General features: G+C 62.5%; 14 protein-coding genes. 10 read left to right on the forward strand and 4 right to left on the reverse strand.

Going from position 1 to position 13,781, the window contains the following annotated elements; translation table 11 throughout:
- Positions 1-177 precede the first annotated feature (177 nt).
- Positions 178-1,512 (forward strand): lasso peptide biosynthesis B2 protein, encoded by a 1,335-nt coding sequence (locus tag QZ269_RS01125; protein WP_291423388.1) that lies wholly within the window; start codon positions 178-180, stop codon positions 1,510-1,512.
- 289 nt (positions 1,513-1,801) lie between these two features.
- Here QZ269_RS01125 and QZ269_RS01130 read toward each other — a convergent pair whose 3' ends face one another.
- Both QZ269_RS01130 and QZ269_RS01135 read right to left on the reverse strand, forming a co-directional pair.
- The gene (locus QZ269_RS01130) at positions 1,802-2,710 is read right to left on the reverse strand and encodes a hypothetical protein (RefSeq protein WP_291423390.1); all 909 of its coding nucleotides are present in this window, start codon (positions 2,708-2,710) and stop codon (positions 1,802-1,804) included.
- Positions 2,707-2,958, reverse strand: a complete 252-nt coding sequence (locus QZ269_RS01135) for a PqqD family protein (RefSeq protein WP_291423392.1) — start codon at positions 2,956-2,958, stop codon at positions 2,707-2,709. Before QZ269_RS01135 ends, QZ269_RS01130 begins: the two co-directional genes overlap by 4 nt.
- Positions 2,959-3,505: 547 nt before the next feature.
- Between QZ269_RS01135 and QZ269_RS01140 the strand changes: the two genes are divergently transcribed.
- The 9 genes from QZ269_RS01140 (at position 3,506) to QZ269_RS01180 (ending at position 12,330) form a co-directional block, all read left to right on the forward strand.
- A complete protein-coding gene (locus QZ269_RS01140) occupies positions 3,506-4,276 on the forward strand; it encodes an ABC transporter ATP-binding protein (RefSeq protein WP_291423395.1) in 771 nt (256 codons plus the stop codon).
- Positions 4,273-4,992 (forward strand): ABC transporter ATP-binding protein, encoded by a 720-nt coding sequence (locus tag QZ269_RS01145; protein ID WP_291423397.1) that lies wholly within the window; start codon positions 4,273-4,275, stop codon positions 4,990-4,992. The genes QZ269_RS01140 and QZ269_RS01145 overlap by 4 nt, the downstream gene beginning before the upstream one ends.
- Before the next feature lie 64 nt (positions 4,993-5,056).
- Complete coding sequence (locus QZ269_RS01150) at positions 5,057-6,271, forward strand: ABC transporter substrate-binding protein (protein WP_291423399.1); 1,215 nt, start codon at positions 5,057-5,059, stop codon at positions 6,269-6,271.
- 58 nt (positions 6,272-6,329) lie between these two features.
- A complete protein-coding gene (locus tag QZ269_RS01155; protein WP_291423401.1) occupies positions 6,330-7,220 on the forward strand; it encodes a branched-chain amino acid ABC transporter permease in 891 nt (296 codons plus the stop codon).
- Positions 7,217-8,173, forward strand: a complete 957-nt coding sequence (locus QZ269_RS01160; protein WP_291423403.1) for a branched-chain amino acid ABC transporter permease — start codon at positions 7,217-7,219, stop codon at positions 8,171-8,173. Before QZ269_RS01155 ends, QZ269_RS01160 begins: the two co-directional genes overlap by 4 nt.
- A gap of 266 nt (positions 8,174-8,439) precedes the next feature.
- Positions 8,440-9,351, forward strand: a complete 912-nt coding sequence (locus QZ269_RS01165) for a glycine betaine ABC transporter substrate-binding protein (protein WP_291423405.1) — start codon at positions 8,440-8,442, stop codon at positions 9,349-9,351.
- A gap of 81 nt (positions 9,352-9,432) precedes the next feature.
- Positions 9,433-10,617 (forward strand): ABC transporter permease, encoded by a 1,185-nt coding sequence (locus QZ269_RS01170; RefSeq protein WP_291423407.1) that lies wholly within the window; start codon positions 9,433-9,435, stop codon positions 10,615-10,617.
- A gap of 31 nt (positions 10,618-10,648) precedes the next feature.
- The gene (locus tag QZ269_RS01175; protein WP_291423409.1) at positions 10,649-11,593 is read left to right on the forward strand and encodes an ABC transporter ATP-binding protein; all 945 of its coding nucleotides are present in this window, start codon (positions 10,649-10,651) and stop codon (positions 11,591-11,593) included.
- Positions 11,590-12,330 carry an ABC transporter permease gene (locus tag QZ269_RS01180; protein WP_291423411.1) on the forward strand — a complete coding sequence of 247 codons (741 nt, stop codon included), beginning with the start codon at positions 11,590-11,592 and terminating at the stop codon, positions 12,328-12,330. The genes QZ269_RS01175 and QZ269_RS01180 overlap by 4 nt, the downstream gene beginning before the upstream one ends.
- 23 nt (positions 12,331-12,353) lie before the next feature.
- Here the strand turns inward: QZ269_RS01180 and QZ269_RS01185 are convergent, their stop codons facing one another.
- Entirely contained in the window at positions 12,354-13,181 is an 828-nt protein-coding gene (locus tag QZ269_RS01185; RefSeq protein WP_291423413.1) for an SDR family oxidoreductase, read from the reverse strand.
- Positions 13,182-13,406: 225 nt separating this feature from the next.
- Positions 13,407-13,781 (reverse strand): hypothetical protein (locus tag QZ269_RS01190; protein ID WP_291423415.1); only part of this gene is annotated, 375 nt, incomplete at its 5' end.

Raw genomic sequence — 13,781 nt, forward strand, 5'->3', positions numbered from 1 at the left:
GTGGCTGGCGTTAGGCCAGCCGGAGTCTGACTTTCCTCTTACTAGGGGTTGAAAGTAGGCTACGGGTGTCAGGGCAAGGTCTGGTCTCACCAGACATCGGCACCTGTGCGCTGGCTTGTGGTCCTCAGCCCCTTCCGGGGGACTGTGCGCCTGACAGAACTTCAATAGATTGGTGGGATGCCTACTCAGGACCGCAGTCAAACCCTCGTGCGTGTATTGACCTCACCCGGCACCCTTCAGCCCACCGACCTGAGCGCTGTCCTGGGCGCCGGACTGGGTGGAGCTGTCCGTGCCCAGTTGCCTGAAGACCACCTGCTGCGGGGGCCACTGCGCCAGCAGGCGCTGGATCTGTCGCTGCGCCACGCGCATATTCGCGCCGAACTGCGCCCGTTGCTGGCCGCGTGGGCCGCTGAGGGCATAGAAGCGCTGCTGTTCAAGGGCTTTGCCCTCGCCGAATTTGAGTACGCCACGCCGGGAGAACGTTTTTATGGTGACGTGGACCTCCTTTTGCCTGAAGACTTGGCCACTGTCATGCGGGCCGCGCACATCGCCCTGGCGCACGGCTGGCGCAGCGACGGCCAGCACGCCGACCCGGAGCTGTGGACCCACGAAACCATGCACCTGTACAGCCCAGACAGGAATGTGCGCCTCGACGTTCACCGCTGGGTCATCGCGGAAAATACCGGCGCGGGAGCCGCACGCCTGCGGGCGCTCACGCACGGCTTCCGCGCCAGGGCGCGGCGCTGTGACTGGCAGGGACTGCCCGTGTGGCTTCCCGATCCCCGCGACGCTGCCGTGCTGAATATCGCCCTGGCCCGCAGCTGGGGCGGCGACACGGGCGGCGTGAAACCCGCCGATTACCTCGATCTGCACCTGCTGGCGTGTAACCATGCCCTAAGTGCCGACACCCTGCGCCAGCACGCTGAGCAGCTGGGCGGCGCGGCCACCTGGGCAGCTTTTACGCAAATCTGCGACCCGGCCCGGCAGCGGCTGGTGCTGGATATCCAGCAGACCCGGCCCATCATTCACGCGGCCCTGGCGGCAGACGGCCTGAACGCGCGGCGGGGACTCTGGCAAAGCCGCGCCCTGGTGCTGAGGCGGGTTATTCATCATCTGCCGGGGGCGCTGCTGGACGTTGCAGCGGCCTGGTGGGCGCTTCGCCGCAGCGGCGATCCGCGCAGGCCGCTGGCCCGCTGGACCCCACTGGCCCCGCCGCACCGCCTCGACGCCCGGTCGGTCGATGACCGCGTCGTGGCGGTGTCATGGTGGACCCGGCTCTTTTATCCCAGGCAGCGCCGCCTGGGCGTCTGTGTGCCGCGTGCCTACGCCACGTACCGTTCGCTGCGCCGCGCCGGACATCCCGCTGTTTTTGTCAGTGGGGTGACGCGGGCAGGCGGCGGTATCACCGGGCACGCCTGGGTCGAGGATGACCAGGGCAATCTGGAAAAGTACAACGAACCTGAAAACCGTCAGCGCTTCAAGGCGGTCTTCACCTTTCCCCCAAGCGCCTGATACAGCCTTGAACTAAGGTAACTACTCAGCACGATGAACACGGCGAAAAACTGCCTCCAGTTAAATTTTTACCGAAATCCAGGCTAAGAATATGTCGGGAACATCGCCCTCCCAGGACACCGCCTATAAACTTACTGCGATTTACTATCTAATTCCCCCAATTTACGCGCTGAGCAGTTACGAACTAAGAGCATTTTCAAAAAGATGCTGCTCTTTTGACCATCTTTTTGCCGAGTGGAAGACGCCGTTTCTTTCCTGCTCGCTCTGGGGCGCAACCCAGCCGCTCCGATCAGCTCTCTAGCAGCTCCTGAACGGCGCCAAGTACAGTCTGGCGGGTAACAGTCTGCGCCCGCAGCAGCGGCAACAAACGGCCCACACCGTGTTGCGCCGCGTCGCGGGCTGGGCGGGTCAGGGGATAGCCCGTGGTTTCCCACAGCAGTTTGACCCGCCCGGCGTTGTTCATCACGTTGCCGTCACCTAGGGCCAGAATCTCTATCAGTTGGGCGGCCCCGGCGTCCGGCGTCAAGGGCACAAGCAGTTTCCCCTTGATATCGCGCTGCGCCAGTGCCTGAGCGCGCAGCTGTGGCGCGAAGGTGTCCACGCTGTCATCGAAGGCACGCAGCCAGCGGTCCAGACCCCGCACCTCGCCACTGGCGGCGTGCCAGAAAGCCCGGTCCTCGCAGATGACCCGCAAGCCCAGCCCGAGCAGACGCAGGGTCGCTGTACTCTTGCCTGCGCCGCTGACCCCGGTAATAGCCACGGCCTTTTCCCCACGAGCGACCACGGCGGCGTGCAGGGGCAGCCAGCCCCCAGCCCGCTGAACCTCGGTCAGCGCGAGCGCCCACGCCGCCGCTGAGGCCCCGCCTTTGCCCACAAGCAGCCGCGAACTGTGCTGGCCCACCTCGGTATAAAGGTCATCAAGCCATAGCCGCGACTCGTTCCAGGCCGCCTCTACACGAGAGTCCATCAGGGTCAGCGAAGCGCAAGAGGCTCCGGCAGGCAGCGGCGGGACGCCTCCGCGCAACTCGATAGAGCGTCTGCCTGAGTGGAGGCCAACTGCCGCCTGTGCTGAAGGCGCTAGCGACTCTGAACCTTGCGAGTGCAACACCGGATTTTCCCACAGCGCACGCAGCTCACTGTCTTGCGCTGGCGTCAATTCGCTCTGAACCTGCGCGTCGAGGCTATTCCAGCTGTTCAAACGCAGTTCACCAGATCGCGGGTTCTGAGCTGCTCTAGCACGACTTCGGCGTCACTCCGGGCCTGGGAAGGCGTCAGGCCATAAGTGTGCTCCAGGCTGTGGCTCAGGCTGTCCAGCGTGGCAGGCAGCTGCTGCCAGATGAGTTTACCGGCGGCGTTGAGGCTGAACATTTCACTGCGTTCGGGATGCATCAGCACTAGTTCGTCGCCCAGGTCGGTGATGAGAACGGCGGAGTTGGCTTGCCACATACCCTTAAGGCTATCAGGCACAGGGAGGCGGGGACGGGGCAAACTTCATGAGCTTTTAAGCCATGCACGTCTGTAATGAGCGGGGGAAGCTAAACAAGTTCCCAGAACTGCTATTTGACGTTCTGGCGACAAGATAGCTGGGGCGAGTCGAAGACAGTAGTTCGGAACCTTTTCACCGCTACAAAACTGTGAAGCTAAATTAACTCGTCTGGGACGCCATTCGCGTTATCCCCCCCCGCTCCGCGCCTTGCGAGTCCTAACCTCTCGCGGTGCGAGCTGTACCAGTCCCCTGCAAGGGTAGACGGGCTGAAACCTCGTGTGTATAGGCACTGTCTTGGTTTATGGGCACTGTCTTGGCAGAAACACAGAAGGTTCCGGACTACTGCTGCAAAAGGCGTGTCTAAAGGTGGTGGCTTCAAGCCTGCGTTCAGAGGGTGAAGGGAAGACCCTGTGCCAAGTAGTTGCAAGACGCACTGCCTTTGTGCTTAAAATCGGACATCGAAAATCTTAACAGGAGAAAGATGCATCTGGCATTCCTCATTAGCCTATGACCATAGCGACCACCCGAACAACGGCGCTCCAGACGGTCAAGCTCGTCAAGGAGTTTCACGGCTTTCGCGCCACCAACGATGTCACGCTCGACATCATGGAGGGCGAGATTCACGCCATCATCGGCCCCAACGGAGCGGGCAAGACTACCCTCTTCAACTTGCTCTCGGGCTTTCTCAAACCCACCAGCGGCGAGGTGCGCCTCTTCGGAGAGCGCATCGAGACACTGCAACCCTTTCAGATTGTGCGGCGCGGGCTGTCGCGCTCCTTCCAGATCAGCAGCGTCTTTCCAACCATGACCGTCCGCGAGAACGTGTTGGTGGCGCTGCAAAGTCCCTCCGGGCTGCCCTTTCAGTTCTGGACGCCGCTGCACAAACTCGAAGCCCTCGGGCCGCAGGCCGACGCGATTCTGGCCGATGTGGGGCTGGCCGACTCGTACTCGCGCCTGGCCGCCGACCTTTCGCACGGCGAAAAGCGCCAGCTAGAAATCGGCATTTCGCTGACCCAGAACCCCAAGGTGCTGCTGCTCGATGAACCGACTTCCGGCATGGGTTCCGAAGGGATCGCCCGCGTGATTGAACTGGTGCGGCAGGTCGCCCGGGGACGCACGGTCGTCCTGGTCGAACATAATATGAGCGTGGTGTCGGAACTGACCGACCGGATCACGGTCTTGCAGTACGGCGCCGTGATCGCCAGCGGCAAGTACGACGACGTGCGGCGCGACCCACAGGTCATCGAAGCCTACCTGGGCGACGAGGCCCACGCATGACCGCCGTGTCTCCCCCTGTCCAGCCGCTGCTTGAAGTGCGCGATCTCAATGCCTTTTATGGGCAGAGTCATGTGCTGCACGGCATCAACCTGCACGTCAACCCCGGCGAAATCGTTAGCCTGATCGGGCGCAACGGCGCAGGCAAGTCGACCACCCTCAAGAGCATCATGGGCGTGCTGCGCAGCCGCACCGGAAGCCTCAAATTTAACGGCCAGGACATCCTGAAGATGCCTAGCAACCGCATCGCGGCGCGGGGCCTGGCCTGGGTGCCTGAGGAACGTGCCATCATGAGTACCCTCAGCGTCAAGGAAAATCTGGAATTGCCCCCGGCCCGGCCCGGCGGCTGGACCATGGAGCGCGTCTACGAGGCGTTCCCCATTTTAAAGGCGCGGGGGCACCACCCCGGCAGCAAGCTCTCGGGCGGCGAGCAGCAGATGCTGGCGATGGTCCGGGTACTGCGCAGCGGTCCCAAACTGCTGCTGCTCGACGAACCCAGCGAGGGCCTCGCGCCGGTCATCGTGCAGCATATCGGTCAGATTATCGCCGAGCTGCAAAAGGAAGGTCTGGCCGTGCTGCTCGTCGAACAGAACCTCAAATTTGCCACCCGCCTCGCCGACCGGCATTACGTCTATGTCGACGGCCAGATCGTCGAAGAAGTCCAGCGCCATGAGGTCGAGGCCCGGCGTGAAGACCTCCTGAAGTATCTCAGCGTGTGAGGCGCCGCTCCGCACTCCCAATTTCACTGCCATTCCACTGCTGTTTCCTATGGAGGAACTGAACATGAAAAAAGTCAACCTGCTGCTCGCTACCCTTTCGCTTTGTGGCGCTACCCTCGCCGGAGCACAGTCCCTGAGCCTCGCCGACGACGGCGTCAAGCTCGGTGTGCTGACCGACATGTCGGGCGTGTACTCGGAAATGACCGGCCCCGGCAGCGTCAAGGCCGCCCAGATGGCCGCCGACGACTTCATGAAGTCCCACAAGGAATTTACAGGCAAGGTCAGCGTGGTCGGTGTGGACCACAACAACAAGGCCGACGTGGCCTCTAACAAGGCCGCCGAGATGATCGACCGCCAGCACGTTGATGTGCTGCTTGACATTCCGACCAGCAGCGCGGCGCTGGCGGCCTCTGAGGTCGGCAAGAATAAAAAGATTCCGGTCATCATCGTCAGTGGGGGCACCACCGCTCTGACCAACGAGAAGTGCAACAAATACACCTTTCACTACGCCTACGACAACTACATGCTTGCCAACGGCACCGGCACCACCGTGACCAAAAAGGGCGGCAACAGCTGGTATATCATCTATCCCAACTACGCCTTCGGTCAGGATCTTAACCGGCAGATGACGGCGGCCATCACCGAGAACGGCGGCAAGATCGTGGGCAGTGACGCCACTCCCTTTCCCAACACGGACTTTTCCTCTTACCTGCTGAAGGTGCAGGCAGCCAAGCCCAAAATCTTCGGAACTATGCAGGCCGGAAACGACCTCGTGAACGTGGTCAAGCAGTACAACGAATTTGGTCTGAAAAAGCAGGGCATCGGCCTGAGCACCGGTCTGCTGGGTGAGCAAGAAATCTCCTCGCTAGGTCAGGACGCCTTTGCCGGAGCCATCGCTACGGTGCCGTGGTTCTGGAACCTGGATGCCCGCAGCCGCGTCTGGGCGCTGCAGTACAAGAAGCTGTACGGCAAGCTCCCCACCTACATGCAGGCCGGGGTCTACAGCGCTTCCATGACCTACCTGAACGCCGTATCACGCGCCAGGAGCGACAGCGGCGAAGCGGTGGTCAAGGCGCTTGAAGGCTACAAGTTTAGCGACTTCTTTGCCCGCAACGCCATGGTCCGCCCACAGGACCACCGCGTGATCCTCGACGTGTACACCGTGCAGGTCAAGCCCAAGTCGGCGGCCAAAGAAGAGCAGGACTACTTCCAGCGCCTCCAGACTATCCCAGCCGCCAAGGCTTTCACGCCTCTGACCGAGAGCAAGTGCAAGATGTAAAAAGGGCCTTGGTGGCCTGGCCTCGCCGTATAGACCGGGCAGCTCCTTTTAAACTGATATGACGATCCAATTCCTGCTTATTCAAGTCTTCAACGGACTGGTAAACGGCGCGTTCTATGCGCTGCTCAGCCTGGGACTCGCCGTGATCTTTGGGATGCTAAGGATCGTCAATTTCGCGCACGGGGCGCTGTACATGCTGGGAGCCTTCACGGCCTTCGCGCTGGGGCAGCTGCTGCACCTGGGGTTCTGGCCTTCGCTGATTATCGCCCCGGTCATCGTAGGTGTGGTCGGCATGCTTATCGAGCGCGGGCTGCTCAAGCGCCTTTACGGGCTGGACGCCAGCTACAACCTGCTGCTGACCTTCGGGCTGACGTTGCTCACCCAGGACCTCGTGAAGCAGGTCATGCTGAGCAAGTTCGCCGTGTCAAGTGCGCCCTACACGCCGCCCGACTCGCTAAGCGGGGTGGTTAACCTGGGCTTCACCATGTTTCCCAAGTACCGCCTTTTCGTGATTGGGCTGGCGCTGGTCATCTGCCTGATCACCTGGTTCGTGATCGAAAAGACCCGTGTGGGAGCCATTATCCGCGCCAGTACCGAAAATCCGGGAGTCACCCGCGCTTTCGGCATCGACGTGAGCAAGTGGGTCACGGGCGTGTTCGGGGTCGGGGTGGGGCTGGCTGGGTTGGCCGGGGTCATGGCGGCCCCGATCTACTCGGTTGATCCCTACATGGGCGCCGAACTGATTATTACGACCTTCGCCGTGGTGGTTATCGGCGGGCTGGGCAGCATCATGGGCAGCATCATCACCGGGTTTGCTGTAGGTGTGCTGGCCGCTATCGGGGCGGCGCTCTATCCGCCCATCGCCAACACGCTGGTCTTTATTCTCATGGCAATTGTGCTGCTGGTGCGTCCGTCGGGCCTGTTCGGGCTGCCGGAGGGGACACGGTGACGGCCCCTACCGATGCCCTGAGCCAGAGCCGGGCGGCCCGCCACAACCGCGCAGCGTGGCTGGTCGGCCTGGGCCTGCTGCTGCTGATTTTGCCGCGCCTGATCTACCCGGTGCTGGCGCTCGATGTCCTGGCCTGGGGGCTGTTCGCAGTTGCTTTTGACCTGCTGTTCGGCTTCGCGGGGCTGCTCAGCTTCGGCCACGCGGCCTTCTGGGGCACCTCCGCATACGTGACCGGCTACCTGCTGGGCCACGGCCAGAGCGTGCCGGTGGCGATGCTGGCCGGGACACTCTCGGCGGGGCTGCTGGCAGTGCCCATCGCCTTTCTGTCGGTTCGCAGCGCAGGCATCTATTTTTCGATGATCACGCTGGCTTTCGGGCAGATGCTCTCGTTCCTGGCCCTGCAATGGACCGACTTTACTGGTGGGGAAAACGGCCTCCAGGGCTTCGCGCGGCCCAATTTTATGGGACTGGATTTCTCGAACGCGACGGTAAGGTACTACTTCTGCCTGGCTCTGTTTGGCGTGGGATTTTACATCGCTTACCGCGCTATCCGCAGTCCTTTCGGCGAAACGCTCAAGGCTGTGCGCGACAACGAGCAGCGGGCCCAGAGCATCGGTTACAACCCTAACCGCTTCAAGTTCACCGCCTTTGTCATCAGCGCTACGCTGGCGGGGCTGGCCGGAAGCATGAACGTTTTCGGACACGGCGTGGTCAGTCTCGACGCCGTGAACTGGAAGACCTCTGGTGAAGTCGTGATGATGACGCTGCTGGGCGGAACCACCACACTGTTCGGGCCAGTCGTGGGCGCGGGGATTGTCTCGCTGCTTCAAGACCGGGTCACGTCGTCCAACCTGCCCACCGGAATCGTGACCGGGCTGGTCTTTGTGCTTGTGGTTCTCTTCTTCCGGCGCGGCGTGGTCGGAACCTTGCAGCACTGGATGCGGCGCAAGTAAATAAAGTTCAGGTAGTACCGATTCCGGTTGAATCCCCAATTTGGGAGATGAAATCCGTATAAAGCGGGGCGGGGTCTGGTCATCAGGGATCAGGCCCCACCTCTTTTGTGCCGGACTCTATAGATGAATGAAGCCATAAGTGGATGCTGGCCCAACTCGCAGTTAGGCCGGGTCTATCTTGTTTACTTTGAGGCCAGACGCGCCGGGTCAATGACCGTTCTCTGGCAGCGCTCCCTTTTTACCCTGGCTCACTTGGAGGAACATCCATGAAACGCATCATCCGTACTGGCCTGATTCTCAGCCTCGCCCTGGCTCCGGTGGCCTCGGCCAAGAACATCGTGGTGGGCAGCAAGCTGGATCCCGAAGCGCAGATTCTGGGGCAGATGATCCTGCTGACCCTTAAAAACGCTGGCCTGAGCGTGACCGACAAGACCTCGCTGGGCGACACCGGCGTGCTTCGTAAAGCCATTACATCGGGCGAGGTGGACGTGTATCCCGAGTACACCGGAAACGCGGTCTACCTTTTTCCTGCGGCCAAAATCACCCCCAAGCAGGCGGGCAACCCCGGCACGATCTACGGCCTGGCCCGGCAACTGGACAGCAAAAACGGGATCACCTGGCTCAAGCCCGCTCACGTTAACAACACCTGGGTCATCGCGGTGCCTGAAGCGTTAGCCAAAGCCAACAAGCTGAGCAGTGTCGCCAACCTTGCCACGTTCCTGAAGGGCGGCGGCAAGTTCAAGATTGCGGGAAGCCCGGAGTTCTTTAATCGCCCCGACACTATGCCCGCCTTCGAGAGCGTTTACGGCTTCAAACTCAGCGGCGACCAGAAGCTGGTGCTAGCGGGCGCGACCCCGACCCTGACCCAGCAGGCGGCTTCGGCAGGCACCAACGGTGTGAACGCTGCTATGGCCTACGGCACCGACGCCACCCTGGACGCGCTGAAGCTGGTTGCGCTAGCCGACCCCAAAGGCGCACAGGCGGTCTATCAGCCCGCGCCGATTATCCGCAGCGCGACCCTCAAGGACAATCCGCAGGTGGCCGGGTTGCTCAATACTGTTTTTGGCACGCTGGACGCCAAGACGCTGCAAAAGCTGAACGGTCAGGTGGCGCTGGAGGGCAAGACTCCGGCAGATGTGGCGGCGACCTACCTCAAGAGTAGAAAGCTGATCAAGTAAGCTAGGCACGCCAGGTGGTGAGTGAGCCGACCTGTTCCACTCACCACTTTTTTTATCTCGCCGTCTCAAGGAGGTTCCTGTTTGTCCGCCCTCTCCTCTGCCCCAGCAGCACGCGACCGGAAAATCGCGGTGGCGGGCGATCTTCAGGCGGTGTTCTGGCTAGGTGCTCTGCCCATGCTGGCGGCCTGTTTTTTGCCCTGGGTGCTGCTGCGCCCCAACCGAATCGCGCAGGGGGAGTATTTGCATCTGCCCGCCTCATATCTGGCGCTGGGTCTCGTGCTGGCGCTGGCTGTGCCCGTATCGGCGCGGGTGTGGCCCAGGCTGACGGGCGTGCTGGCGAGCGTGGCCCTGGCGCTGGGGTTCTGGTGGTTGGGCACACGCACCGGGGCCGCGCTCCAGGGTCAGAGTGACCTAGCGCGGGCCAGTGCCAGCAGCGGCGTGTGGTTGTGGCTGCTGGGAGCAGGAATAGCGGTGTACGGCGCGGGCGTACTGGCCGCCAGATTGGGCGCAGTACAGAAATGGCTGCCCTGGCTCTGGCTGCCGCTGCTGCTAGCCACCGTGCTCAGCGGCCAGCTGAGCCACTGGTCGGTGATCCGTGAACTGGGCGTTCAGCAAAGCCGCTTCGTGCAGGAGCTGGCGCAACATCTGCGGCTGGTGCTCTCGGCGCTGGGGCTGGCGGTGGTTATCGGTGCGCCGCTGGCGGTCTGGGCTTCACGCCGTGAACGCGTGGCGGGCACTGTGCTGGGCCTGGCAAACGGCATTCAGACCGTGCCAAGTCTGGCATTGCTGGGCCTATTGATTGCGCCGCTGGCGGCACTGTCCAGCGCTTTTCCGGCGCTGCGGGCCATGGGGATCAGCGGTATCGGCACGGCTCCGGCGCTTACCGCCATGACGTTGTACGCCCTGCTCCCCATTCTCAGAAACGGGGTGGTTGCGCTGCGCGGCGTGTCGCCCGGCGTGCTGGACGCGGCGCGGGGTATGGGCATGACCGACAACCAGCGCTTTTGGCGCGTGCAGTTGCCGCTGGCCCTCCCGGTGTGGCTTAGTGGCCTCCGGCAGGCCGCCGCCGTGCTGGTGGGCGTGGCGAGCGTGGCCCAGCTGATCGGGGCGGGCGGGCTGGGCTACTTCATTTTCAGCGGGATGCAAAGCGGGGCAGGTGACCTAATTTTGCTGGGGGCGGTTCCGGCAGCCTTACTCGCCATTGTGCTTAGTACGCTGCTGCGCGGCCTGGAAAGCGTTCTGGCCCGGCGACTGGGCCGCGCATGACGCTTCTTTTACCGCCCCTCCGGAGCTGACCATGATTGAACTCCAGCACCTTGAAAAACGCTATACCAATCCGCAGACGGGAGCCGAGTTCTACGCCGTCAAAGACCTCAGCCTAAGCTTTCCGAGCGGCGAAATCACGGCCCTGCTGGGGCCTTCAGGCTGCGGTAAGACGACCACGCTGCGGATGATTAACCGCCTGATCGAGCCGACGGGCGGGCATATCCTGATTGACGGTCAGGATACCCGTCGGGAGCGTCCTGAGCAGCTGCGCCGCCGCATCGGGTACGTGATTCAGCAGATTGGACTGTTTCCGCACCTGACCGTCGCGCAGAACGTCGCCACGGTGCCCGACCTGCTGGGCCAGCCGAAGGCGCAGACGCAACAGCGTGTGCTGGAGCTGCTGGAACTCGTGGGCCTGGAACCGGGCCGCTTTGCCCAGAGAAGGCCCGCCGAGCTGTCGGGCGGGCAACAGCAGCGCGTGGGGGTGGCCCGCGCCCTGGCCGCCGACCCGCCGGTACTCCTGATGGACGAACCCTTCGGTGCTCTTGATCCGCTGGCCCGCGACATGGTGCAAGACGCCTTTTTGGAGATTCAGCGGCGGTTAAAAAAAACCATTGTGATGGTTACGCACGACATCGACGAGGCGCTGCGTATGGCCGACCGGATTGCGCTGATGAACGCCGGAGCACTGGCGCAGTTTGGCACCCCCGACGATCTGGTGCGCCGCCCGGCCAGTGACTTCGTGAGGCAGTTTCTGGGTGAGGACGCCCGGCTGCGCCAGCTGGCAGGCTTGAAAGCTGCTGACCTGATGCAGCCGGGCGACGCCACTGGCTTGCCGCAAATAGACGGTCGCCTCAATGCCCGCAGCGCCCTGAGCATCATGCTGCGCGAACGGGCCGGAGCCGTGGCGGTGCTGGGCGAGGACGGTCAGGTCAAAGGTGTCCTCAGTTGGCAGGCGTTGGAGCAGGCCGGATGACCACGCTGGTCGCCCGGTCCCGGCGCAGTCTGGGCCGCGTGCTCCCCGCCCTGCTTTGGCCCGCGCTGCTGCTGGCCGGAGTAGTTCCGGGGCTGCTGCCCAGGCTGCTGGCCCCGCTGGCAGGCGGCGAGGTGCCCGACACCGGGAGCACACCGCTGTGGCAACTGGCGCTGGTTCACCTGGGCTTTGTGCTGTCCGCCGAGGCCGCCGTAGTGCTGCTCGGCGTACCGTTGGCGGTGGCCGTAACCCGTCCGGGCCGAGAGGCGCTGATGCGGTTGGCCGAGGCGCTTACCGGCCTCGGGCAGACGGTGCCTACCCTAGCTATTCTGGCACTGGCTGTGCCGACGCTGGGGCTAGGGGTCAAACCCACCATGCTGGGGTTGGTGCTGTACGCACTTGTGCCGGTGGTATCGAACGGCGTTGCGGGGCTGCTGGCCGTTGACCCGGCCCTTAAAGACGCCGCTGAGGGCATGGGCATGACTGGGCGGCAGCGGCTGTGGCGCGTGGAACTGCCGCTGAGCCTGCCGGTACTGTTGGCTGGCCTCCGCATCAGTACGGTGTACAACGTGGGTACGGCGACCATCGGGGCGGCGCTGGGCGCGGGCGGTCTGGGCCTGCTTATTATCAACGGTCTTTCGCAGCAAAACACTGCCCTGGTCATGGTAGGGGCCATTCTCAGTGCGCTGCTGGCGCTCAGTCTGGACGCCGTGCTGGGGCTGTTCACGCCTCCAGAGTGAGAAAGACCTCTCCGAGTAAAAGCTTACTTCTCGCCTGTGGGGTCACCCAAAAAAGCCTGCTGAATGCCTTTGCGAAACGCTTCTACGCCGACCTGCTGGCGCTGGGCGTACAGGTCTTGCGCGTCGCGGCCTGCCACGTAGCGTAACTGCTGCTGGCCGTCTGTCACAGCTTCCCAGACCACTTTGGCAATCTGCTCGGCGGTGGAGGCCTGCTGGGTTCGCTGGGGGTCGGAAAACCGTGACATGGCTTTTTGCAGCTCGGTGGCGTAGGCCGCGTGCTGGGTCAGAACCAGTGAACGCCCGGCGAAATCGGTCTTAATCCCCCCCGGTGATACCGTCTTGACGCCAATGCCGAAAGGGGCCAGCTCGAAGGCCAGACTTTCACTCCAGCCTTCCAGCGCCCACTTGGTCGCGTGATAGACCGAGTTGAACGGGAACGCGACCAGGCCGCCGATAGAAGTCGTGGTGACGATCAGCCCCGACTGGCGCATCCGGAAATGAGGCAAGAAAGCCTGCGTTACCCGCATGACGCCCAGCAGGTTGGTGTCGAGCTGCCGCACCAGTTGCTCGTCGGTGGCGCCCTCGAAGGGGCCAGCCAGACCGTAGCCCGCGTTGTTGAACAGTACGTCTACGTCGGCCAGTTCCAGCGCTTTGGCCACGGTACTGCTGATCTGCTCCGGGTCGGTGACATCCAGCGGCAACACGCTGACGCCTCCGAGCTGACTCAGTTCGCCCGCATCTTCAGGCTTACGCATGGTGGCTATAACCTTCCAGCCTTTTTGTGCGAAAAGAACGGCTGTGGCCTTCCCCAGGCCCGTTGAGGCTCCGGTAATAAAAATTGTTTTTGACATGGTGACTCCTTTGATTCGTATTTTGACCTTAGCAGCCTGATACGGACTGCCACCTGTTTTGTTAGCCGCTCTCTCAGGCACCCGGCAACTCTACGCCCGACAGTCCTCTTTGTTGCTGTGAGGCAGCTCATGCATAAAGCGTGATGAACCCAGGAGGCGGCATGCCCTGGGTTCATCACGCTCTGGTTCAGGACAGCCTAGGCCCTGTCTCCCGAGATTTACGGTTTAGAATTCACTGAATTCGAACTTGTCGGTGGCCTGACCAGCCAGCACCGAATCGGTCTGCTCGGCCAGGTAGGTTTTCCCCGTGATTTCCTCGAGAGCGCCCTGAACGGCGCCCAGCGTAAAGGTGCAGCGGCGGCTGCTGCCCTGCTCTTCTCCGGCACTACACACCGTTTCATTGGTTTCGATGATGACTTTGTCGCCTTCTTGGTAGGACTTTAGAACGGCGCACAGGCGGGTGCCATTGGCTCCGAGGGCCACGTTCAACAAAGGGGCCAGTTCTTCAACAGACATCACCTTGTTGCTGACGCCCAGTTCTTTGGCGAGGCTGTGACCACGGACGCGGCCAGCACGGGTAAAGACGACGGCGGCACCATC

It is taken from the genome of Deinococcus sp. (genome assembly GCF_018260405.1).
Classification (GTDB): Bacteria; Deinococcota; Deinococci; order Deinococcales; family Deinococcaceae; genus Deinococcus.

Excerpts from the sequence above, each read along its gene's own strand:
- QZ269_RS01125 (WP_291423388.1), top strand. The coding sequence starts at position 178 with ATGCCTACTCAGGACCGCAGTCAAACCCTCGTGCGTGTATTGACCTCA.
- QZ269_RS01135 (WP_291423392.1), bottom strand. The coding sequence starts at position 2,958 with ATGTGGCAAGCCAACTCCGCCGTTCTCATCACCGACCTGGGCGACGAA.
- QZ269_RS01140 (WP_291423395.1), top strand. The coding sequence starts at position 3,506 with ATGACCATAGCGACCACCCGAACAACGGCGCTCCAGACGGTCAAGCTC.
- QZ269_RS01145 (WP_291423397.1), top strand. The coding sequence starts at position 4,273 with ATGACCGCCGTGTCTCCCCCTGTCCAGCCGCTGCTTGAAGTGCGCGAT.
- QZ269_RS01150 (WP_291423399.1), top strand. The coding sequence starts at position 5,057 with ATGAAAAAAGTCAACCTGCTGCTCGCTACCCTTTCGCTTTGTGGCGCT.
- QZ269_RS01155 (WP_291423401.1), top strand. The coding sequence starts at position 6,330 with ATGACGATCCAATTCCTGCTTATTCAAGTCTTCAACGGACTGGTAAAC.
- QZ269_RS01165 (WP_291423405.1), top strand. The coding sequence starts at position 8,440 with ATGAAACGCATCATCCGTACTGGCCTGATTCTCAGCCTCGCCCTGGCT.
- QZ269_RS01175 (WP_291423409.1), top strand. The coding sequence starts at position 10,649 with ATGATTGAACTCCAGCACCTTGAAAAACGCTATACCAATCCGCAGACG.
- QZ269_RS01180 (WP_291423411.1), top strand. The coding sequence starts at position 11,590 with ATGACCACGCTGGTCGCCCGGTCCCGGCGCAGTCTGGGCCGCGTGCTC.
- QZ269_RS01185 (WP_291423413.1), bottom strand. The coding sequence starts at position 13,181 with ATGTCAAAAACAATTTTTATTACCGGAGCCTCAACGGGCCTGGGGAAG.